Source organism: Kitasatospora sp. NPDC043949 (assembly GCF_056435365.1).
Genome location: NZ_JBWKEQ010000028.1, coordinates 86,473 through 107,387, shown reverse-complemented (window position 1 = coordinate 107,387; position 20,915 = coordinate 86,473). Strand labels below are relative to the sequence as shown.

Sequence of the window (20,915 nt, the reverse complement as noted above, 5' to 3'; positions counted from 1 at the left end):
CGTCCGCGACGGCCAGCGGGACATCCACGCCCCAGGAACGGGTCTCGTCGATCATGTCCAGGGCGAGCTGCCACTTCTCCACATGCCCCAGGTCCGCCGGGATGCCGCACTGCTGGCGGCGGGCCACCTTGAGCGGATCGGCCTTGTCGGAGGCAGGATCCCAGGACCTGGGGAGGAACAGCCGCCAGTCGACGGCGGAGGAGGCTTGGTCGTCGGCCAGGTGCAGCGAGACGCCCACCTGGCAGTTGGTCACCTTGCCCGCGGTTCCGGTGTACTGCCTCGACACGCACGCGGAGGCGTCCCCGTCCTTGAGGAACCCCGTGTCGTCGATGATCAGCGCCGTCGGCTTCAGCTCGGCTTGCATCCTCCAGGCCAGCCGGGCCCGCACATGCGCCGGGTCCCACGGGCTGGTGGTCACGAAGTGTGCCAGCGCCTGCCGGTTGCCGTCCTCACCGAGCCGCGCGGCCATCGGCTCCACCGACTTGCGCCGCCCGTCCAACAGCAGTCCCCGCACATACGCCTGCCCCCAGCGATGCTGATCCGCGCGCGTGAACGCCTCGAACATCTCCGCCGTGAACGCCGCCAGGTCCTCCCGGACCCCGGCCATCTCCTCAGGTGTCACACACCACCAACGACACAACCCACCAACAGACACGCCACTACCGCACAAACCTGACCAAGCCCTACTAGCCAACCGGTCAGTAACGCCCCTACCGTCGAGCTCCCGTGGCTTCGACGGAGGAGCTCCCCTTGCGCCTACGCCCCCACCCCCTGCGCTTCCCGGCCGCCGCCGTCGCGTCGGCCCTGCTCGTCACCGCCGCCCTGACCACCACCCCCACCGCCGCCGCCCCCGCCGCCCCGACCGCCACCGCGGCCGACTACTGCGGCGGCCACTGCCGGGACATCCTGCCGCCCGGCGAGAACGGCAACGCCACGCTCGCCGAGATCCTGCTCAACCGGATGTTCGGCAGCCGCCCCGCCCACACCGACGACCAGCTCGGCCCGTACGCCGCCCTCGCCTCCGGCTACCCGGGCCTGACCGAGGCCAAGCTGCGCGACTTCTTCAACGACGCCTCCTTCGGCGTCCCCGCCGACCAGGTGGCCAGCACCATCAGCCCGCGCGCCGACGTCACCATCGTCCGCGACAAGGCCACCGGCGTCCCGCACATCACCGGCACCACCCGCTACGGCACCGAGTACGGCGCGGGCTACGCCGCCGCCCAGGACCGGCTGTGGGTGATGGACCTGTTCCGGCACGTGGGCCGCGGCCAGCTGTCCGGCTTCGCCGGCGGCGCCGCCGCCAACCGCCAGCTGGAGCAGAGCTTCTGGCAGGCCGCGCCGTACACCGAGGCGGAACTGCAACAGCAGATCGACGCCCTGGCGGCCCGCGGCGGCCGGGCCGCCCAGGCCCTCACCGACGCGAACGCCTACCTCGACGGCATCAACCAGTACGCCAAGGAGTCCTACAACGCCCGCACCTTCCCCGGCGAGTACGACCTGACCGGGCACATCGACCCGATCACCAACGCCGGGTCGATCGAACCGTTCAAGCTGACCGACCTGGTCGCCCTGGCCTCCGTGGTCGGCGCCCTGTTCGGCTCCGGCGGCGGCGGTGAACTCGCCTCCGCCCAGGTCAAGTCGGCCGCCGAGGCCCGCTACGGCAAGGACGCCGGGGATGCGGTCTGGAAGTCGCTGCGCGAGGCCGACGACCCGGAGGCCGTCCAGACCCTGCACGACGGCCAGCGCTTCCCCTACGCCCCGGTCCCCGACGCCCCGCAGGGCGAGGCACTGCCCGACCCCGGCTCGGTGGTGCCCGAGCGGATGATCTACGACGCCACCGGCACGGGCGCCGGCGCCGCGAGGACGGCCGCCCCTGGCGTGCTGCCCGGCAGCCTGCTCACCGCCAAGCACGGCATGTCCAACGCCCTGCTGGTCTCCGGCGCCCACACCGACGACGGCCACCCGGTCGCCGTGTTCGGCCCGCAGACCGGCTACTTCGCCCCGCAGCTGCTGATGCTGGAGGAGATCCAGGGCCCCGGCATCAGCGCGCGCGGCGCGGCCTTCGCCGGCCTGAGCTTCTACGTGCAGCTCGGCCGCGGCCAGGACTACGCCTGGAGCGCCACCTCCGCCGGGCAGGACATCACCGACACCTACGCCGTCCCGCTCTGCACCACCGACGGCTCCCCGGCCACCACCGCCGCCGACTCCTACCTCTGGCACGGCCAGTGCGTCCCCTTCGACCGGCTGGAACGCAAGAACACCTGGAACCCGACCACCGCCGACTCCACCGCCGCCGGCTCCTACACCCTGGTCATGTACCGCAGCAGGTACGGCCTGGTGACCGCCCGCGGCACGGTCGGCGGCGCCCCCGTGGCCTTCACCTCGCTGCGCTCCACCTACCGGCACGAGGCGGACTCCATCATCGGCTTCCAGGAGCTCAACGACCCGGGCGCGGTGCACGACGCCGCGAGCTTCCAGCAGGCGGCGCAGGACATCAACTACACCTTCAACTGGTTCTACGCCGACTCCCGCGACATCGCGTACTACAACTCCGGCAGCAACCCGGTGCGCGCCCCCGGGGTCGACGCCGGCCTGCCGCTGCGCGCCGAACCGGCCTACGAGTGGGCCGACTTCGACCCCGCGACCAACACCGCCCGGTACACCCCGGCGGCCGAGCACCCGCAGTCCGTCAACCAGGACTACTACATCTCCTGGAACAACAAGCAGGCCGACGGCTTCACCTCGGCCGGGTTCGGCAACGGCTCGGTGCACCGCGGCAACCTGCTCGACGACCGGGTCAAGGCGCTGCTGCGCAACGGCGGCAAGGCGAGCCGGGTCTCGCTCACCCAGGCCATGGCGAGCGCCGCCCTGGCCGACCTGCGCGCCGAGGACGTCCTGCCGGACCTGATCCGGGTGCTGCGCAGCGCCCCCGTCACCGATCCGGCCGCCGCCACCGCGCTCCAGCAGTTGGAGGCCTGGCTGGCGGACGGCGCCCAGCGGAAGGAGACGTCGCCCGGCAGCCACGGCTACGCGGACGCCGCCGCGATCCGCGTCCTGGACGCCTGGTGGCCGCTGGTCGCGGAGGGCGTCATGCGGCCCGGCCTCGGGGACCAGCTGTTCACGGCCCTGACCGGCGCCCTGCAGATCAACGAGTCACCCTCCGGCGGCCAGACCGGTCCCGGCAGCGGCGGCCCGGTGAGCGCCAACGAGGCGATCCCGCACAAGGGTTCGGCCTTCCAGTACGGCTGGTGGAGCTACCTGGACAAGGACCTGCGGTCCGTCCTGGGAGACCAGGTGGCCGGCCCGCTGGCCCGCCCGTACTGCGGCGGGGGCGATCTCGCGGCCTGCCGGGGCGTGCTGCTGGACACCCTGAAGCGGGCGGCCGCCCAGACCCCGGCCCAGGTCTACCCGGGCGACGCGGACTGCTCCGTCGGCGACCAGTGGTGCGCCGACACGATCATCCAGCGCCCGCTCGGCGGTGTCACGGACGACAAGACCACCTGGCAGAACCGTCCGACCTACCAGCAGGTGGTGCAGTTCCCGAGCCACCGCTGAGCCCGTGCCCTGTAACGGCCGCGGGTGCCCCCGTCCACCCGGGCGGGGGCACCCGCGTGGAAGACAGCGGCCCGGGCCCGACGGGCGGGGACGGGTCGCAGCACCTAGCGTGGTCCGGGGCGACCCAGGCGTCAGCGGCCCCTAGGACCCCCGCGATTCCCCGGAGAGGCCCCACACCCGCCCAGGAGGTAAGCCGACCATGACCGTCTCCCTGTCCGAGCTCACCGGGGACTACGTCCTCGACCCCGCCCACACCCGGATCGGCTTCGTGGCGCGCCACGCCATGGTGACCAAGGTCCGCGGCTCCTTCACCGCCTTCGAGGGCAGCGCCCACCTGGACGGCGCCGACCCGGGCCGTTCCACCGCCCGGGTGACGATCCGGACGGAGAGCATCGACACCGGCGTCGAGCAGCGCGACCAGCACCTGCGCACCAACGACTTCCTGGACGTGCCGAACTTCCCGACCATCGCCTTCGCCACGACGGCGGTCGAGCCGCGCGGGGACGGCGAGTTCCGGGTGACGGGCGACCTCACCGTCAAGGACGTCACCCGCCCGGTCACCATCGACGTCGAGTACACGGGCAACGCCGTCGACCCCTACGGCAACCTGCGGGTGGGCCTGGAGGGCTCGGTGACGATCAGCCGCAAGGACTTCGGGGTGACCTGGAACGCGGCCCTGGAGGGCGGCGGCGTCCTGGTCGGCGACAAGGTCGTCCTGGAGTTCGACGTCTCGGCCGTCCGACAGGCCCAGTAGCGGCCGCAGGAGCCAGGAGCGGCCCGCCGGAGCCCCTGGGGCGCGGCAGCCCCAGCCACGGGCCCCGGAATCCGCCGGACCGGGCGGCGCAGGCCCGGTTAGGCTCCTGACATGGCGACAGACGGCTCCCTCGCAACCGGCCAGCGCTCCCTCGGCGACCCCACCCTCGACTACCCGTTGTGGCCCCCGCTCACCGCGGGCTGTCCCCGCACCGGCACCGAGGACGTCTCCTACCCCGTCGAGGTCGACTACGCCTACCGCGAGGCCGACGCGGCCGCCCTGTTCGCCCCGGGCGCGGACGCCGGGGCGCCGCGCGGCGGGCTGGAGCGGTGGGCCCCGCTGCTGCCGCCGCTGCTCGCGCCGGGCCTGGGCGAGGGTGGCACGCCGCTGGTCGAGCTCGAGCCCGGGGTGTACGTCAAGGACGAGGCCCGCAACCCGACCTGGAGCCACAAGGACCGGCTGAACCGCTGCACCACCAGCGCCGCCGTGGGCGTCGGCGCGCCCGGGATCGCGGTGGCCTCCTCCGGCAACCACGGCGCGTCCGCCGCCGCCTACGCCGCCCGTGCCGGGCTGCGCTGCGTGGTGTTCACCGGGCCCGACCTGCCGCCGGCCGTCGACGCGTTCCTCAACGCCTACGGCGCCGTCGTGCTGCCGGTGCCGTGGGAGGCCCGCTGGCCACTGCTGCGGCAGGTCGTGGACCGGCTGGGCCTGCACCCGGTCAGCAACCTCACCACCACCCACACCGGCCACGCGTACGGCCCCGAGGGCTACAAGACCGTCGCGTACGAGATCTTCCGGGACATCGGCGTGCCCGCCGCGGTGTTCGTGCCCACCGGCTACGGGGAGCTGCTCTTCGGCGTCTGGAAGGGCTTCAGCGAACTGCACCGGCTCGGGCTGGCCGACCGGGTGCCGCGCATCGTCGCCTGCGAGTCCGCGTCCGGTGCGCCGCTCGCCCTGGCCGTCCGCCAGGGCCTGCCGGCGGCCCGGGTGACGGTGGGGCCGAGCGAGGCGTACTCGATCGCCTCCCCGGTCGGCGGTTACCGGGGCGTGGTCGCGGTCCGCGAGAGCGGCGGCCGGGTGCTGGCCCTGGACGACGGCCAACTCGCGGCCGCCCAGGCCGAACTGGCCCGCTCCGGGCTCTGGACGGAGCTGTCCGCGGCGGCCGGGCTCGCCGGGCTGCGCAGCCTCGGCGGCGTCGAGGGCCTCGGGGAGGCCGAGGGGCCGGTGGTGTGCGTGTCGACGTCCAGCGGTTTCAAGGACCGGGGCGTCGGCGCGCGGTCGACCGCGCCGGTCACCCCGGAGTGGGAGGAGGTCCGCCGCCGGCTGCACGCGACCGGAATCCGCGGCTAGCGGGACTCCCCCCGACTCACGCCCGGCGTTGGAGGCCTGCTGTTCGCCGTCCGGTTCTCCGGCGTAGGGTTGGCGTTCGCCGCGGCCGCCCAGGCTGGTCCGGATCCGCACCGCCCCCGCTCCTCTCCGTGCGTCGAAGGGCTGTCACCGTGTCCCGTTCCCCCCGCCGTCTGCTCCCGCTGGCCGTCGCCGTCGCGGCGGTGCCCGTACTCGCCCTGCCGGTGGTCCCGGCCACCGCGGCCTCGTACGGCACTCCGACGATCACCTTCTCGGCCGGCTACCTGTCCGGCGCGGTCGGCGCCACCGGCGATCCGACGGTGTCCGTTGCGGTGGCGCAGAGCGGGGCCGCGGCCTCGGCGCTGACCGTCGCCGCCTCGGCGAGCACCCGCAGTGCCGTCGCGCGGACCGGCGACGTGGCGGTGACGGGCACCGGCGGCACCCGCACCCTGGCGGTCGCCGCGCAGGGCGTCGGCTACACCGACCTCACCATCAAGGTGACCGGCCTGGGCGGCAAGACCGCGACCCGCACCCTGCACTACGCGGCCTCCCCCGCCGTCCGGTTCCCGGCCGCCAGCCGCTACCTGACCGGTTCCAGCGACGCCTCCGCCGCGGTGGACGCGGGCGGCGGCTACATCCTGGTCGGCGACGACGAGTCCAACGTGCTGCGGCTGTACGACCGCAACGCCTCCGGCGCGCCGGTCCGCACCTGGGACTTCAGCTCCGCGCTCGGCGTCTCCAAGGAGATCGACATCGAGGCCGCGGCCCGGGTCGGCGACACGATCTACTGGACGGGCTCGCTCGGCAACAACAAGGACGGCAAGGTCAAGCCGGACCGGCACACCGTGTTCACCACGAAGGTCACCGGCTCGGGCGCCGACACCCAGCTCTCGCTGGCCGGTTCGTACCACGGCCTGCGCGACGACCTGATCGCCTGGGACGGCGCCCACGGCGACCGCTACGGCTTCGCGGCGGGCGCGGCGGACGGGCAGGCGCCCAAGCAGATCGACGGATTCAACGTCGAGGGGCTGGAGTTCGCCCCGGGCAGCACCACCACCGCGTACATCGGCTTCCGCGCGCCGCTGACCCCGGCGGTCACCGGCGGCCGCGCGCTGCTCGTCCCGGTCACCAACCTCCCGTCGCTGCTGTCCGGTTCGGCCTCGCACGCGACCTTCGGCGAGCCGGTCGAGCTGGACCTCGGCGGTCTCTCCATCCGCGACCTGCGCCGCAACGACCTCGGCCAGTACCTGATCGTGGCCGGCTCCTGGTCCGCCGAGGACAACTCCGCCCCGTACGCCCTCTACCGCTGGAACGGGCAGTCGGGCTCACAGCCGGTCAAGCTGGTCGACCTGCCGACCAGCGACGCCGGCGCCTGGGAGGCCGTCCCGGACGTACCGAACCTGGACGCCCCCGGCGCCCGGGCCCAGCTGATCACCGACGACGGCTCCGCCGACCTGTACGGCGACGGCACCGCCGCCAAGGACCTCGCCCAGCCGGAGTGGAAGAAGTCCCGCTCCACCTGGTTCACCCTGAACTGACCTGCGCGCCGCCGGGGCGGGCACACGAACCGCCCGCCCCGGCCGGGCCCCGCCGACCGCCCGGCTCAGAGTTCGACGAGCACCTTGCCCCGGCTCGCGGAGCGGTCCACGTACAGGCTGCGGTAGGCGGCCGGGATGTTGTCGAAGCCCCGGTGGACGGTCTGCTGGTAGCCCAGGTCCCCGCTGCGGACCAGGGCGCCCAGCTCCTGCCGCAGCGCCGACCAGTTCTCCTCGGTGAACCACTCCAGCGAGAAGATGCCGCGGATGGTGGTGCGCGGGAACATGATCATCGGCAGCAGCCGCGGGCCCGCCCAGTCGCCGCCGACCTGGCTGCCCCACTGCCAGCAGACCGCGACCCGGCTGTCCACGGCGAGCAGGGAGAAGACCGCGTCGGTGAGCGCCCCGCCGAGGCTGTCGAAGTAGCGGTCGATGCCGGCCGGGGCGAGCTTGGCGAGCTCCTCCCGCAGCCGCTCGGGGTCGTCGCCGTCGCGGTAGAGCAGGACCGCGTCGAAGCCCAGCTCACGCAGCCGGGCGGCCTTGGCCGGGGTGGCCGTGGTGCCGATGACCCGGGCCCCCCGGTGCCGGGCCAGCTGTCCGACCACCGAGCCGACCGCCCCGGACGCCCCGCTGACCAGCACGGTGTCCCCCGGCCGGACCTCCAGGAACTTCTCGACCGTGCCCCAGGCGGTCATCCCCGGGCCACCGAGGACACCGAGGGCGGTGGAGATCGGCAGGGCGTCGTCGTAGTCGCTCCGGTCCAGCCGCCGGTAGGCGGGGAAGACCATCGGGAAGGTGCCGGTCTGCCAGAACGCCGGGGCGCCGTTGCTGATCACGTGGGTGCGCCAGCCGCCGAAGCCCTGCACGAGGTCGCCGACGGCGAAGGCGGCGTCCGGCCCGGCCTCCACCACCTCCATGATGGAGTCCGCGCCCATGTGGTCGCCGATCGGGGTGTCCAGGGCGATCCCCTGGAGGTACGGGTCGACCGAGACGTACCTGGTCCGCAGCAGCATCTCGTCCGCGGCGAGGCGGACGTCCACCTCCTCGACCACCTTCCGGTACATCCGTTCGACGTCCGGCACGCCGTCCACGTGCTCGCGGACGACCCACTTCTCGACCCTCATGAGGTGACTCCAAACCGCCGGTCGGCGGGCCCGACCGGTTCGATGACCAGGGTGGGCGGCGGCGCGCTGTCGTCCACGGCGGCGGTGAACGGCCGGCCGTCGTCGCGGCAGATGAACTGGACGACGTGCCGGCCGGCGGCGGCCGCCCGGATCAGTCCCCCCGTGGTCGCCCACACGCCGGAGAGGTAGAAGTTCGCCAGGCCGGGCAGCCCGGGCCCGTTGCGCTTGATCTCGTCCTCCAGGGTCTCGCCGCTCTCCACGAACGGCTGCCAGCCGAGCACCGTGCCGTCGTAGTTGCCGGTGTAGCGGACCTGGGTGAGCGGGGTGGACACGTCCTTGACCGCGACGGCGTCCCTCAGACCGGGGTGGTGCCCGTCCAGGAACTCCACGATGGCGTCCCGCACCCGGCGCTTCTCGCGCTGGTACTCGCGCCCGCGCCCCACCGGCAGGGTGTGCAGTTCCTCGCCCCGCCGCAACCGTGGCGCCTGCTCCGGGCCGGTGCTCAACTCCCGCCAGGGGGCGATGTCGCAGAAGTAGCTGGCGTAGACGACGGTCGTCGCGGCGGGCGACAGCTCGGGGTAGTGGCGGCTGCGGAACTGGACGTTGATGCTGGGGTGGCGGATGCCGGTGAGCCGGTCGGCGACCTCGTCCTCCAGCAGGTAGGTGGTGCACGGGTCCCCGGCCGGGAAGGGGCGGCGCAGGCCGAGGAAGACGGTGAGGTAGCCGGGGAAGACCATGCCGGGCTCGGTGATGGTCCGGGTGTACAGCCGGCGGTAGGTGTCGTTCAGGTAGCGGCCCTTGAGCAGGTCCAGCATGGTGGTGCGTCCGTCGCAGGCGGCGACCACGATGTCCGCCCGGATCTCCCGGCCGTCACTCAGCCGCACCCCGACGGCCCGGTCCTGCTCGACCAGGATCTCGGCCACCTTGGTGTTGTAGCTGATCTCGCCGCCGAGCCGCCGGTAGCGCTGCTCGATCGAGCGGGCCAGCCCGAGCGAACCGCCCTCCGGCACCCCGGCCGACTGCCCGGCGTGCGAGGCGAGTTGGAAGTAGGTGGGCAGCACCGGGAAGTTGGGGTGCTTCTCGTAGAGCACGAAGTTGAACGCCTCGCGCAGCAGCGGGCTCCGGAAGCGCGCCGAGTAGTCGCTCATCAGCACCGTGATCGAGCGCCGGATGACGTTGAAGTACGGCAGGAACGAGGCGAGCATCCGCCAGCGCTCGGCCCGGCCCATCAGTCCGACCGGCTTGAGGAAGGGGTAACGGACCAGGGCGCGGCGGAACTTGCGCAGCCCCTCGCAGAACTGCCGGATCCGCCGGGCGTCCTCCGGGGCGAGGTCGAGCAGGTGCGCTTCCAGGCGGTCGGGGTCGGAGTAGAAGTAGACGGCGCGCCCGTCCCGGGTGCGCACCACGTTGAAGACGTCGAAGTTGCGCATCACCTTGCCCTGCAACGCGCCGAGTTCGAGCCAGATCTGGTGCATCTCGTTGCCGGGGCCGCTGCCGAGCAGCCAGCTCACGCAGCAGTCGAAGGTGAACTCGCCGCGGTCCCAGGCCGTGCAGCAGCCGCCGGGGAGTTCGTGCATCTCCAGGACGGTGGTGCGGTAGCCGTTCATCTGTGCGTAGCAGCCGGTCGACAGGCCGCCCAGCCCGCCCCCGACGATCACCATGGTCTGCCTGCTGGTACTCATTCCGGTCATTCCGGCACTCCCACGGTGGCCCGGTCGAGTTGCGGCAGTTTGCCCAACTTGCCCGCATGCCAAGGTTCCTGGTTGTCACTGGGCCAGGCCCGGAACGGCCGGCCGAGCTCCCGGCAGAGGTACTGCGCGGCGTACCGGCCGCTGGTGGCGGCGCGGATCAGACCGCCGAGGCCGGCCCACTGCCCGGCCATCGAGAAGCCGCGCAGACCGGGCAGCCGCATCCGGTCCCGGTTGACCAGCCGGTTGGCGGCGTCCTCGGCCTCGGAGAACGCCTGCCAGGCGAGGATGCTGCCGTAGGTGTTGCCGGTGAACCGCTCGGTGGTCACCGGGGAGGCGACGTCCACGACTTCGATCCGGCGGCCGAGCCCCGGGTACGTCCGCTCCAGGAACTCCCGGACGAACGCGGCGACTTCCTGCTTGCGCGCCCGGTAGGCGCGGCGGTCGCGGACCCGCAGGTCCTTCCAGGAGCGGTAGTCGCTGAAGTAGGTGCAGTGCAGCACCGACTTGCCGGGCGGCGCGAAGCCCTCCGCGTAGTCCGAGCGCAGTTGGACGACCAGGCTGTGCTGGAGCGAGCCGGGCAGCCGGGCGCCCTGCTCGGGCGACAGCAGGTAGGTGGTGCTGTGCGGTTCGCCCTCGGGCAGCGGGCCGTCCACGCCGACGAAGGCCGAGACCACGGCCGGGTACAGGTTGCCGGGCTTGTCCAGCAGCTCGCCGTACAGCCGGTCGGTGGCGGGGCTGGACCAGCGGCCTTCGAGCAGCCGGTCGAGCACCGTCGGCCCGTCGCAGGCGGCCACCACGTGGTCGGCGAAGTGCCTGGAGCCGTCCCGGAGTTGGACGCCAACGGCGCGGTCCCCCTCGACCAGGATCCGCTCCACCCGGCAGCGGTAGCCGACCACCCCGCCGAGCGAGGTGTAGCGCTCCTCCACCGACCGGGCCAGCCCGAGCGAACCGCCCTGCGGGAAGCCAGTGTTGCCGTTGTGCGCGGCGGCCAGGGTGTACAGGTACGGCAGCAGCGGGAAGCCGGCCGGCTCCTGGAGGAACATGTTGGGCAGCGCCCGCCGCAGCAGAGGGTCCTGGAAGCGCTCGGCGAAGCCGCTCATCGGGGTCGTCGCGGTCCGCCAGAAGAGCCGGAACGCGGGCAGCACGGTGCGCAGGGTGCGCAGCCGCTCGGCCGGGCCGCGCAGCGGCGGCGGGGTGAGGTCCCAGGGCAGGTCGATGGCGGCGAAGCGGCGCAGGTCCCGGCAGAAGGCGCGGATCGGCTTGGCGTCGCCGGGGGCGGTGGCCAGCAGGTGCTGTTCCAGCCGGTCCGGGTCCCCGTAGAAGGTGACGGCGCGGCCGTGTTCGTCGACGACGCGGTTGAAGACGTCGAAGCGGGTGATCGACTTGCCGTCGAGGGCGCCGAGTTCGCGCCACACCTGGTTCGCCCCGGTGCCCTCGGCGGTGCCGATCAGCCAGTCGATGCAGTAGTCGAACAGGTAGCCGTGCCGGGACCACGCGGTGCAGCAGCCGCCCGGCAGCACGTGCTTCTCGAAGATCCGGGTCTCCAGCCCGCTCATCTGCGCGTAGCAGCCGGTGGAGAGCCCGCCGATGCCCGCGCCGATCACGATGACCCGGGGCGGGCCGCCGGGGGCCCGCTCCCGGCTCGACCAGTCCGGCCCGCGCTCAGACCCGGCCATCGGCGGTGCCTCCGGCCAGGATGGCGCCCGCCAGTTCGGCGTTGCGGGCGGCGAACTCGGCGTCCAGCATCTCGGCGTGGCTGCCGTGCCCGGCGTGGACGGCCGTTCCGGCGCTGGAGGCGCCGTGCCAGGAGCCGTGCTCGCCGCCCGCGTGCAGCGCCAGCCGGTCCCGTTCGCACACCACGTTGAGCGGGGCCTTCAGGACTCCCAGGTTGGGGGTCCTGCTGCAGAACGCCAGGTAGTCCCGGGCCTGTTCGAGGGTCTCCTGGGCGACGATCCGGGAGCCGGTGTGCCGGTGCAGGTGCTCGTGGAGTTCGCGTTCGAAGACGGCCAGGTGCTCCTCGCCGAGCTCGAAGGGCTCGGGGATCCGGTAGGAGTCCACCACCAGGACGGAACTGACCGTACGGCCTCGGCGTTCGAGCTCCCGGGCCACCTCGAAGGCGAGGTTGCCGCCGAGCGAGTAGCCGAGCAGGACGTACGGCCCCGCCTCCTCCAGGTCCTCGACCAGGTCGGCGTAGCGGGCGGTCTTGTCGTCGCCGGTGAGGTAGTTGAAGGCGGCGAGCCGGTGGTCGGGCAGGTGGGCGGCGAGCTGGCGGTAGACCAGGCCGTGGCCGCCGGCCGGCGGGAAGCAGAACACCGTCCGCCCCTCGGGCGCCCCGGGGTTGAACCAGAGGTACGGCTGGCCGCCGGCGACCTCGCCGGTGATGATCTGCTCCAGCGTGCGGGCCATCCCGTGCAGGGTGGTCACCTTGAACAGCAGGCCGACCGGGATGCTGATGTTGAACTCGGTCTGCAGGTGGTGGATCAGCTCGATCAGCCGGATGGAGCTGCCGCCGAGCTCGAAGAAGTCGTGCTGGAGGCCGACCTCCGCCACGCCGAGCAGGTTGCTCCAGTGCTCGGCGGTGCGGATCTCGTAGAGGGTGACGGGCGGTTCGTGCTGCGCGCCGCCGGTGTCGATCCGGGGCTCGGGCAGGGCTGCCAGGTCGACCTTGCCGTTGGGGGTGAGCGGCAGGGCGGGCAGTTCGGTGAGGTGGGAGGGGATCATCACGGTGGGCAGGTGCTCGGCCAGGTGGCGGCGCAGTTCCCGGCGGTCCAGGGTGGTCCCCTCGGCGGGGACCAGGTAGGCGGCCAGCACGGCTTCGCCGGTGGAATCCTCACGGACCGTCACACAGGCCTGGGCGAGTTCGGGGCGGGCGGTGAGGTGGGCCTCGATCTCGCCGATCTCGATCCGGTGGCCGCGCACCTTGACCTGGTTGTCGATCCGCCCGAGCAGGTGGGCGGTGCCGTGGGCGTCCCAGTGGCCGAGGTCGCCGGTGCGGTAGAGCCGGACGGGCGGGCCGTCGAGCTCCAGGGTGGTGAAGCGCCGGGTGGTCTGCTCCGGGTCGTTCGGGTAGCCGGCGGCGACACCGGCGCCGCCGATCCACAGCTCGCCGGGCACGCCGGGCGGTACCGGCTCGCCGTAGTGGTCGAGGATGTACAGCGCGCTGTTGGGGAAGGGTCGGCCGATCGGCACCATCCGGCCGGGCTCCAGGGCGTCCGCGCCGCCCTCGTAGTAGCTGGTGTCGATGGTGGCCTCGGTCAGGCCGTAGGAGTTGACCAGCCGGGTGTCCGGCCCGCACAGGGCGCGCAGCCGCCGGTGCTCGGCGGCCTTCCAGGAGTCGGAGCCGACGACCAGCAGCCGCAGGAAGTCCAGCCGCAGGCCCTCGCGTTCGCAGTGGGCCAGCAGGCCGCGGGCGACGGCGGGCACGAACTCGCCGCAGTCGACGGCTTCCTCGCGCATGGTGCGGTACAGCCGGGCGGTGTCGAACAGCAGGTCGCGGTCGACCAGGACGAGGGTGCCGCCGGTGCTCAGCGCCCGGGCGAGGTCGCCGGAGAACACGTCGAAGGCGGTCCCGGCCATCTGGAGGTGCACCCGGGCCTCGGTGTCGAGGCGGTACTCGGCGCGCCAGCCCGCGGTGACGGCGGCGAGGTTGCGGTGGTCGACCCGCACGGCCTTCGGGCGGCCGGTGGAGCCGGAGGTGTGGATGACGTAGGCGGGGCGGTCCGGGTCGGCGGCGGGCAGCGGGCCGCTCTCGGCGGCGGGCCGGTCGAGCTCGTCCAGGGTGACGGGGCGGACGGGCGGTTCGGTGCCGAACGGGTTCCGCTCCGCGACCACGACGAGGGCCGCTCCGGCGTCGGTCACCTGGTAGGCGAGCCGGTCGGCCGGGTGTCCGGGGTCGAGCGGCAGGTAGGCGGCGCCGGCCCGCCAGATCGCCAGCAGGACGACGATCAGCTCGGGTGACTTGTCCAGGCAGACCGCGACCACCGAGCCTTCGCCGACACCCAGTTCGCGCAGCCGCAGGGCCGTCCGCTGGGCCCGCCGGTCGAGTTCGCCGTAGGTGAGGCGGCGGGCGCCGTCCGGGCGGGGGGCCGTGACGGCGACGGCCTCGGGGTGTTCGGCGGCGGCCTTGGCGACGAGTTCGGGCACCGGGGTGTCGTGGTCCGCCCGCCGGTCGGCGCCGCTGAAGCCGGTGAGGATGCGGCGGCGTTCGGCCTCGTCGAGCATCCGCAGCCGGCCGACCGGGCGGTCGGCGCCGGCGCTGGTCATGGCGTCCAGCAGGTTGCGGTAGTGCGCGGCCAGCCGCTCGACGGTGGCGGCGTCGAAGAGGTCGGAGTTGTACTTGAACACGCAGTGGAAGCAGCCGTCCGCGCGGTCCTCGTAGGCGGACAGCGTCAGGTCGAACTGCCCTTCCTCCTCGGGGAGTTCGATGTACTCCAGGCGGTAGCCGAAGCGTTCCACGGCGACCTTGTGGGTGAGCAGGATGAACATCGCCTGGAACACCGCCGAGCGGCTGGGGTCGTGCTGGAGCCCCAACTGCTCGACCAGCAGCGGGAACGGGTACTCCTGGTTGTCCAGGCCGCCGAGCACGCTCTCCCGCACCCGGGCCAGCAGCTCGGACACGGTCGGCTCCCCGGCCAGGCTGACGTGCAGCGGCAGCGGGTTGACGAAGTAGCCGTAGACGGAGGCGAACTCCTCCTGGGTGCGGCCGGTGACGGGGCTGCCGACCACGATGTCCTGCTGGCCCGACCAGCGGTGCAGCAGCAGGTAGTAGGCGCTGAGCAGCACCATGAACGGGGTGGCGTGGTGCGCGCGGGCCAGCTCGTGGACGCGGGCGGTCAGGTCGGCGTCGAGCCGGAAGAACGCCGAGGCGCCGTTGTGGGTCTGCACGGCCGGCCGGGGCCGGTCGGTGGGCAGGGCGAGGACGGGCATCTCGGCCGGCAGGTGGCCGCGCCAGTAGTCGAGCATCCGCCGGGCGTCGGGGCCGGCCAGGAAGCGGTTCTGGTGGTTGAGGAAGTCGAGGTAGCGGGCGGCCACGGCGGGGAGTTCGGGGGTGCGGCCGTGGCGCAGCGCCTCGTAGACCTCGAACAGCTCCTCGATGAAGGTGAAGGTGGAGATCGCGTCCGAGACGATGTGGTGGACGGCCTTCATCAGGACCCAGCGGTCCGGTCCGCGCCGGAACAGTCGCAGCCTGACCAGCGGGTCGTTCGCGAGGTCGTACGGCCGCCGGTACTCGGCGACGATCAGCGCGTGGATCTCCTCCCAGGGGCGGCCCTCGACGTCGAACAGTCCGGTGTCGGCCACCGCCTCCGGGCGGATCCGCTGGACCGGTCGGCCCTCCTCGGCGGTGAAGGCGGCCCGCAGCCCGGGGTGCCGGGCGACCAGCGCGCGGAAGGCGGCGAAGACCAGCTCGGGGTCGAGCTCGGCGCGCACCTCCACCGCGCCGCCGATGTTGTAGGCGAAGCCGTCCGGGTGCAGCTGGCGCAGGAACCACAGCGCCTGCTGGTTGTGGGTGAGCGGGTAGCGGGCCTCGTCGGTGTGCAGCTCGACCTCGGCCTGCTCGGGGCCGCCCTCGGCGTCGAGCCGCTCGTCCAGGCCGGCGACGAGCAGGTCGACCAGGTCGCCGACGGTGCCGTTGCTGAGCAGCGCCACCACCGGCAGGGCGACGCCCAGTTCGCCGTGCACCCGGGCGCGCAGCTCCATCGCGAGCAGCGAGTCCAGGCCGTGCGCGCCGAGCCTGGTGTCCGGGGCGATCCGCTCGGCGCCGATCCGCAGCACGGCCGCGGCGGCGGCGGTGAACCGCTCGGTGACCAGCCGGTGCCGGGTCGGCGGATCCGCCGTGCGGTAGGCGTCCAGGAAGCCGCCGGTCTCGGCCGGGGCCTGCTCGGCGGCGCCGGCGGCCAGGTCGGCGACCAGCGGCGGCGGCGCGGGGTACCAGGCAAGGAAGGTCGGCCAGTCGACCACGGTGGCGACCAGCAGCTGGGCGCGGTCCTGGCCGAGGACGCGTTCCAGCACGGCCGTGCCGGCGTCCGGCGGGAGCGAGCTCATGCCGCGGGCGTCGCGGTAGTGGGCGACCAGGCCCAGTTCCTCGATCATGCCGGTGGCCCAGGGGCCCCAGTCGAGGCTGAGCGCGGGCAGGCCGGCGGCCCGGCGGTGGTGGGCGAGGGCGTCCAGGAAGGCGTTGCCGGCCGCGTAGTTGGTCTGCCCGGCGGTGGTGAGCAGCGAGGCGACGGAGGCGAACAGCACGAAGTGGTCGAGCGGTTCGTCGCGCAGCAGCCGGTGCAGCAGGTGGCCGCCGACCACCTTGGGGGCGTATCCGGCGTCGAAGGCGGCCCGGTCCATCTGCGGCACCAGCACGTCCTTGACCTGCCCGGCGAGGTGGAACACCCCGCGGATGGGCGGGCGTTGGCGTTGCCGGTAGTCGGCGAGCCAGGCGGCGAGGGCGGTCTCGTCGGTGACGTCGACGGGGGCGAGCAGCGGTTCGGCGCCGAGCGCCTGGAGTTCGCGCAGGAAGGCGATCCGCTCCCCGGCCGGGCTGGCGGGGTCGGTCCGGTACCACTGGTCGCGCTCGGGCAGCACGGTACGGCCGACCAGGATCAGCCGCCGGGCGCCGCGCCGGACCAGGGTGCGGCAGAGCAGCCGGCCGAGCGCGCCGAACGCGCCGGTGACCAGGTAGCTGCCGTCGGGGCGCAGGACCGGCGGCAGCGGGCGGGTGAGGCCCTCGGCCCGGCGGAGCCGGCTGGTGCGGCGGTGGCCGGCCCGCAGGGCGATCTCCTGCTCGTCCCGGGAGGTGAGTTCGGCGAGCAGCGCCTCGGCCTGGTCGAGCGGCTCGGCGGCGGGGTCGAGGTCGATCAGGGTGCCGCGCTGGGCGACGAGTTCCTGCTGCCAGAGCACCCGTCCGATGCCCCAGGCGGGTGCGCCGAGCGGTTCGACCCGGTCGTCGGGGGCGGCGGCCTGGGTGCCCCGGGTGACGATGTGCAGCCGGGCGTCCGGGAGGGCGGCGGGCAGGGCCTGCGCGAGGGCGATCAGCGCGTAGCCGCCGAGGGTGGCGAGCTGGTCGAGCCGGTCGGCCGTGGTGGTGTCGAGGGCGGGCTGGTCGAGGTTCCACAGCTGGACGACGGTGCGGTAGCCGGGGCCGAGGTCGGTGAGGAGCCGGGTGAGGTCCTCGGCGGAGTCCGGGCGGACGGTCGAGCGCCCGTCGCCGGGCCGGTAGTCGGTGCCGGGCCGGACCAGGTGGCAGCGGGCGCCGCGTTCGGCGGCCAGCGCGGCGAGGCGTTCGGCGAGGCCGCCGGCGTCGGCGAACAGCAGCAGGTCGCCGAGGTCCTGGTCGGCGGGCGCGGCCGGGGCGTCCGTCCAGGCGAGTTCGGTGAGCCAGCCGTCGATGGTGGCGAGGCCGACCGAGGCGGGGGCCTGCGCGACGTCGGCGACCCGGAAGCCGGTGATCCGGCCGACCGGGGTGCCGTCCTCGGTGTACAGGGCGAGGTCGCCGACGAGTTCGCCGCCGCCCTCGCGGGTGACGGTGGCGTGCGCCCACAGCGGCCGGTCGCCGGCCTGGTCGAGCCGGACCTCCTCGATGGACACCGGCAGCCGGACGCCGCCGTCCTCGGGTGTGAGCAGCCGGGTGGCCAGCAGGGTCTGGAAGCAGGCGTCGAGCAGCACCGGGTGCAGCTGGTGGTCGGCCGCCTCGGGGCCGAGCCGGTCGGTCGGGCTGATCCGGGCCAGTGCCTCGCCAGGGCTCGTCCACACCTCCTGGACGGCCTGGAAGGCGGGCCCGTAGTCGTAGCCGCGGGCGGCCAGGAGCCGGTAGCAGTCGGGGCCGTCGAAGCGCTGTCCGCGGGAGCGGATCGCCTCGGCGTCCAGCGCCGGCCCGTGGGCGCGGCGCTGGCCGGTGCGGACCCGGCCGCCGGCGTGCACCACCGGTTCGCCGCCGACCGGGGTGGAGGCGATGGTGAAGCGGGCGTCCTCCGGGGCGTAGCCGAGTTGGACGGGGGTGGGCTCGGTGTCGGAGAGGAACAGGGCCCGGTTCAGCTCGATCTCGGCGAGCACCACCTCGGTGCCGCCGGTGAGGGCGCGGACGGCCTGGGCGGCCATCTCCAGGTACCCGGCCGCCGGGAAGACCATCTGGCCCTCGATCCGGTGGTCGGCCAGGTAGGGCAGCCGCTCGGGGTCGAGTGCGGTGGTCCAGGCGGGTTGGGCACTCGCGGTGCGGCGGCCGAGCAACGGGTGGTCGACCTCGCCGAGCCGGACCTGCCGGACGGCGCTCGGCTCGACCCAGTACCGGTCGCGCCGCCACGGGTAGCCGGGCAGCGGCACCGGGCGGCCGGCCGGGTGCAGTGCGCGCCAGTCCGGTTCGACGCCCAGGGTGTGCAGTTCGGCGAGCGACCGGGTGAAGCAGGCGGGCTCGTCGGCGTGCCGGCGGATGGACGGCAGGGCGTGCGCGCCGTCGACGCACTCGCGGATCGCGTGGCCGAGCACCGGGTGCGGGCCGATCTCCAGGAACAGGCCGTGCCCGTCCTGGGCCATCCGTTCGACGGCGGCGCGGAAACGCACCGGGTTGCGGACGTTGTGCCACCAGTACCCGGCGTCGAGTTCGGGGCCGCGGGCGAGGCCCTCGCGGGCGGTGAGGTAGAGCGGCAGCCGGGCCTCGTTGGGCTTGAGCGCGGCGAGCGCTGCGGTCAGCTCGTCCCGGATCGGGTCCATCCGCACGCTGTGGTAGGGGACTTCGACCTCCAGGAAGCGGGTGAACACCTCCTGTCCGCGCAGTTCCTCGGCGAGTTCGCGCAGCGCGTCGGTGTCGCCGGCCAGGGTGACGGTGGAGGGGCTGTTGACGGCCGCCAGCGAGACCCGGGCTCGGTACGGGCGGATCCGGCGCTCCGCCTCGGCCTCCGGGAGGCCGACGGCGAGCATGGTGCCGGTGCCGGCCAGCCGCTGCTGGAGGCGGCTGCGGGCCAGCACCACCCGGACGGCGTCGGCCAGGTCGTACACTCCGGCCTCGTAGAACGCGGCGACTTCGCCGGTGCTGTGCCCGACCACCGCGTCGGGGCGCAGGCCGTGGCTGCGCCAGAGCGCGGACAGGCCCAGCTGGACGGCGAAGTTGGCGGGCTGGGCGAGCCAGGTCTCGGCCATCCGGGAGTCGGCCTCGTCGCGGTGCAGTTCGTCGAGCAGGGACCAGCCGGCCTGCTCGCGGATCTCCCGGTCGCAGGCCTGGACGGCCGCCCGGTAGACCGGTTCGTTCTCGTACAGGCCCCGGCCCATGCCCCACCACTGCGGGCCCATGCCGGTGAACACCCAGGCGAGACGGCGCTGTTGGCGCTCCCGGGCGCGGCCCTGGAGCACCCGGGGGTGAGCCTCGCCGCGCTCGTGGGCGGCCAGCGCCTCGTCCAGGTCGTCCCGAGTGGAGTAGGCCACCGCGAGCCGCTCGGGCAGGTGCTGGCGCCGGTGCGCCAGGGTGTGGCCGAGGTCGTCGAGCGGCACCCCGGCAGCGAGCTCCCGACGGATTCCGGCGGCGAGTTCGGGCAGCCCGGCGGCGTCCTTGGCGCTCAGCGGCAGCACGGTGCAGGCCGGCTGCGGGGCCGGGGCGGCGGGCCCGGTGCTCGGCGGCTCCTCCAGCAGGACGTGCGCGTTGGTGCCGCCGAAGCCGAAGGAGTTGACGCCGGCCCGGGCCGGTCCGTCGTGCTCGGGCCAGTCGATCGGGGCGGTCGGGATGTCGAAGGGCAGCGCGGCCAGGTCGATGCCGGGGTTGGGCCGTTCCAGGTTGAGGTGCGGCGGGATCCGCCGGTGCTTGAGGGCCAGGGCGGTCTTGATCAGCCCGGCGACGCCGGCGGCGGCCTCGGTGTGCCCGATGTTGGTCTTGACCGAGCCGACGTAGCAGCGGTCGCCCGGGCGGCGGCCGATGCCCAGCACCCGGCCGAGCGCGGCCGCCTCGATCGGGTCGCCGACCGGGGTGGAGGTTCCGTGCGCCTCGACGTACTGGAGGCTGCCGGGCAGCACCCCGGCCTCGGCGCAGACCCGTTCGATCAGGGTGACCTGGGCGTCCGCGCTGGGGACGGTGATGCCGTTGGTGCGCCCGTCCTGGTTGACGCCGCTGCCGAGGATGACGGCGTGCACCGGGTCGCCGTCGCGCAGCGCGTCCGACAGCCGCTTGAGGACGACCACGCCGACCCCCTCGGCCCGGACGTAGCCGTCGGCGGAGGCGTCGAAGGCGCGTGAGCGGCCGTCGGCGGACAGGAAGCCGCCCTTGGTCTCGGCGATCGTGTACTGCGGCGCCATGTGCAGCAACGCGCCGCCCGCCAGGGCGAGTTCGGTCTCGCCGCGGAGCAGGCTCTGGCAGGCGAGGTGCACCGCGACCAGGGAGGAGCTGCAGGCGGTGTCGATCGAGACGCTGGGGCCGCGGAAGTCGAAGCAGTGCGAGATCCGGTTGGACACCATCGTCATCATGGTGCCGGTGGCGGTGTGCGCGGCGAGCGTGCGGAAGTCCAGGTCGGCGAACTGGAGGATCTTGTAGTCGAGGGTGAAGGCCCCCATGTAGACGCCGACGTCGCGGCCGGCCAGCTCGCCGGGGCGCAGGCCGCCGTCCTCCAGGGCCTCCCAGCTGACCTCCAGGAGCTTGCGCTGCTGCGGGTCCATGTGCTCGGCCTCGCGCGGGCTGATGCCGAAGAAGTCCGGGTCGAAGGTGTCGAAGCCGTCGATGTAGCCGCCCCGGCCGCCGACCAGGCGGCCCGGTTTGGACCGGTCCCGACTGCCGAGCGTGCCGGTGTCGTAGCGGTCGGCGGGTGTCGCGGTGAGGCAGTCCCGACCCTCGACGAGGTTGCGCCAGTAGGTCCGGTGGTCGTTGGCGTGTCCCGGCAGGCGGCAGCCGATGCCGGTGATCGCGATCCGGTCGCAGGGCACGGCGAAGGGCGAGGTGTTCATGATC

General features: G+C 73.7%; 9 protein-coding genes. 4 read left to right on the top strand and 5 right to left on the bottom strand.

Annotated elements, in window-relative coordinates; all coding sequences use genetic code 11:
- Positions 1-607, bottom strand: a 607-nt coding sequence (locus AC07AL_RS23130; protein ID WP_478318023.1) for an IS701 family transposase, incomplete at its 3' end; no start/stop codon positions are given.
- Positions 608-750: 143 nt separating this feature from the next.
- Between AC07AL_RS23130 and AC07AL_RS23125 the strand changes: the two genes are divergently transcribed.
- The 4 genes from AC07AL_RS23125 (at position 751) to AC07AL_RS23110 (ending at position 7,194) form a co-directional block, all read left to right on the top strand.
- A complete protein-coding gene (locus AC07AL_RS23125) occupies positions 751-3,555 on the top strand; it encodes a penicillin acylase family protein (protein ID WP_400803073.1) in 2,805 nt (934 codons plus the stop codon).
- Between the two features lie 199 nt (positions 3,556-3,754).
- Positions 3,755-4,309, top strand: a complete 555-nt coding sequence (locus AC07AL_RS23120; protein ID WP_350880788.1) for a YceI family protein — start codon at positions 3,755-3,757, stop codon at positions 4,307-4,309.
- Positions 4,310-4,420: 111 nt separating this feature from the next.
- Positions 4,421-5,659, top strand: a complete 1,239-nt coding sequence (locus AC07AL_RS23115; protein WP_478318021.1) for a threonine synthase — start codon at positions 4,421-4,423, stop codon at positions 5,657-5,659.
- A gap of 149 nt (positions 5,660-5,808) precedes the next feature.
- Positions 5,809-7,194, top strand: coding sequence for a hypothetical protein (locus AC07AL_RS23110; RefSeq protein ID WP_400803078.1), 1,386 nt, complete (start codon positions 5,809-5,811; stop codon positions 7,192-7,194).
- A gap of 65 nt (positions 7,195-7,259) precedes the next feature.
- On the opposite strand, the gene AC07AL_RS23105 is transcribed toward AC07AL_RS23110, so the two are convergent.
- From AC07AL_RS23105 to AC07AL_RS23090, 4 genes are read right to left on the bottom strand one after another with little or no spacing between them, the layout of a single operon-like run.
- Positions 7,260-8,315 (bottom strand): zinc-binding dehydrogenase, encoded by a 1,056-nt coding sequence (locus AC07AL_RS23105; protein WP_478318020.1) that lies wholly within the window; start codon positions 8,313-8,315, stop codon positions 7,260-7,262.
- Positions 8,312-10,006, bottom strand: coding sequence for a phytoene desaturase family protein (locus AC07AL_RS23100; protein ID WP_478318019.1), 1,695 nt, complete (start codon positions 10,004-10,006; stop codon positions 8,312-8,314). The genes AC07AL_RS23105 and AC07AL_RS23100 overlap by 4 nt, the downstream gene beginning before the upstream one ends.
- The gene (locus AC07AL_RS23095) at positions 10,003-11,682 is read right to left on the bottom strand and encodes a phytoene desaturase family protein (protein ID WP_363581834.1); all 1,680 of its coding nucleotides are present in this window, start codon (positions 11,680-11,682) and stop codon (positions 10,003-10,005) included. The genes AC07AL_RS23100 and AC07AL_RS23095 overlap by 4 nt, the downstream gene beginning before the upstream one ends.
- On the bottom strand, positions 11,669-20,911 hold the full coding sequence (locus tag AC07AL_RS23090; protein ID WP_478318018.1) for a non-ribosomal peptide synthetase/type I polyketide synthase: 9,243 nt from the start codon (positions 20,909-20,911) through the stop codon (positions 11,669-11,671). Before AC07AL_RS23090 ends, AC07AL_RS23095 begins: the two co-directional genes overlap by 14 nt.
- Positions 20,912-20,915: the final 4 nt, after the last annotated feature.

Bases quoted from the DNA above. Each gene is read 5' to 3' on its own strand.
- AC07AL_RS23090 (WP_478318018.1), bottom strand. From the start codon at position 20,911: ATGAACACCTCGCCCTTCGCCGTGCCCTGCGACCGGATCGCGATCACC.
- AC07AL_RS23115 (WP_478318021.1), top strand. From the start codon at position 4,421: ATGGCGACAGACGGCTCCCTCGCAACCGGCCAGCGCTCCCTCGGCGAC.
- AC07AL_RS23100 (WP_478318019.1), bottom strand. From the start codon at position 10,006: ATGACCGGAATGAGTACCAGCAGGCAGACCATGGTGATCGTCGGGGGC.
- AC07AL_RS23095 (WP_363581834.1), bottom strand. From the start codon at position 11,682: ATGGCCGGGTCTGAGCGCGGGCCGGACTGGTCGAGCCGGGAGCGGGCC.
- AC07AL_RS23105 (WP_478318020.1), bottom strand. From the start codon at position 8,315: ATGAGGGTCGAGAAGTGGGTCGTCCGCGAGCACGTGGACGGCGTGCCG.
- AC07AL_RS23120 (WP_350880788.1), top strand. From the start codon at position 3,755: ATGACCGTCTCCCTGTCCGAGCTCACCGGGGACTACGTCCTCGACCCC.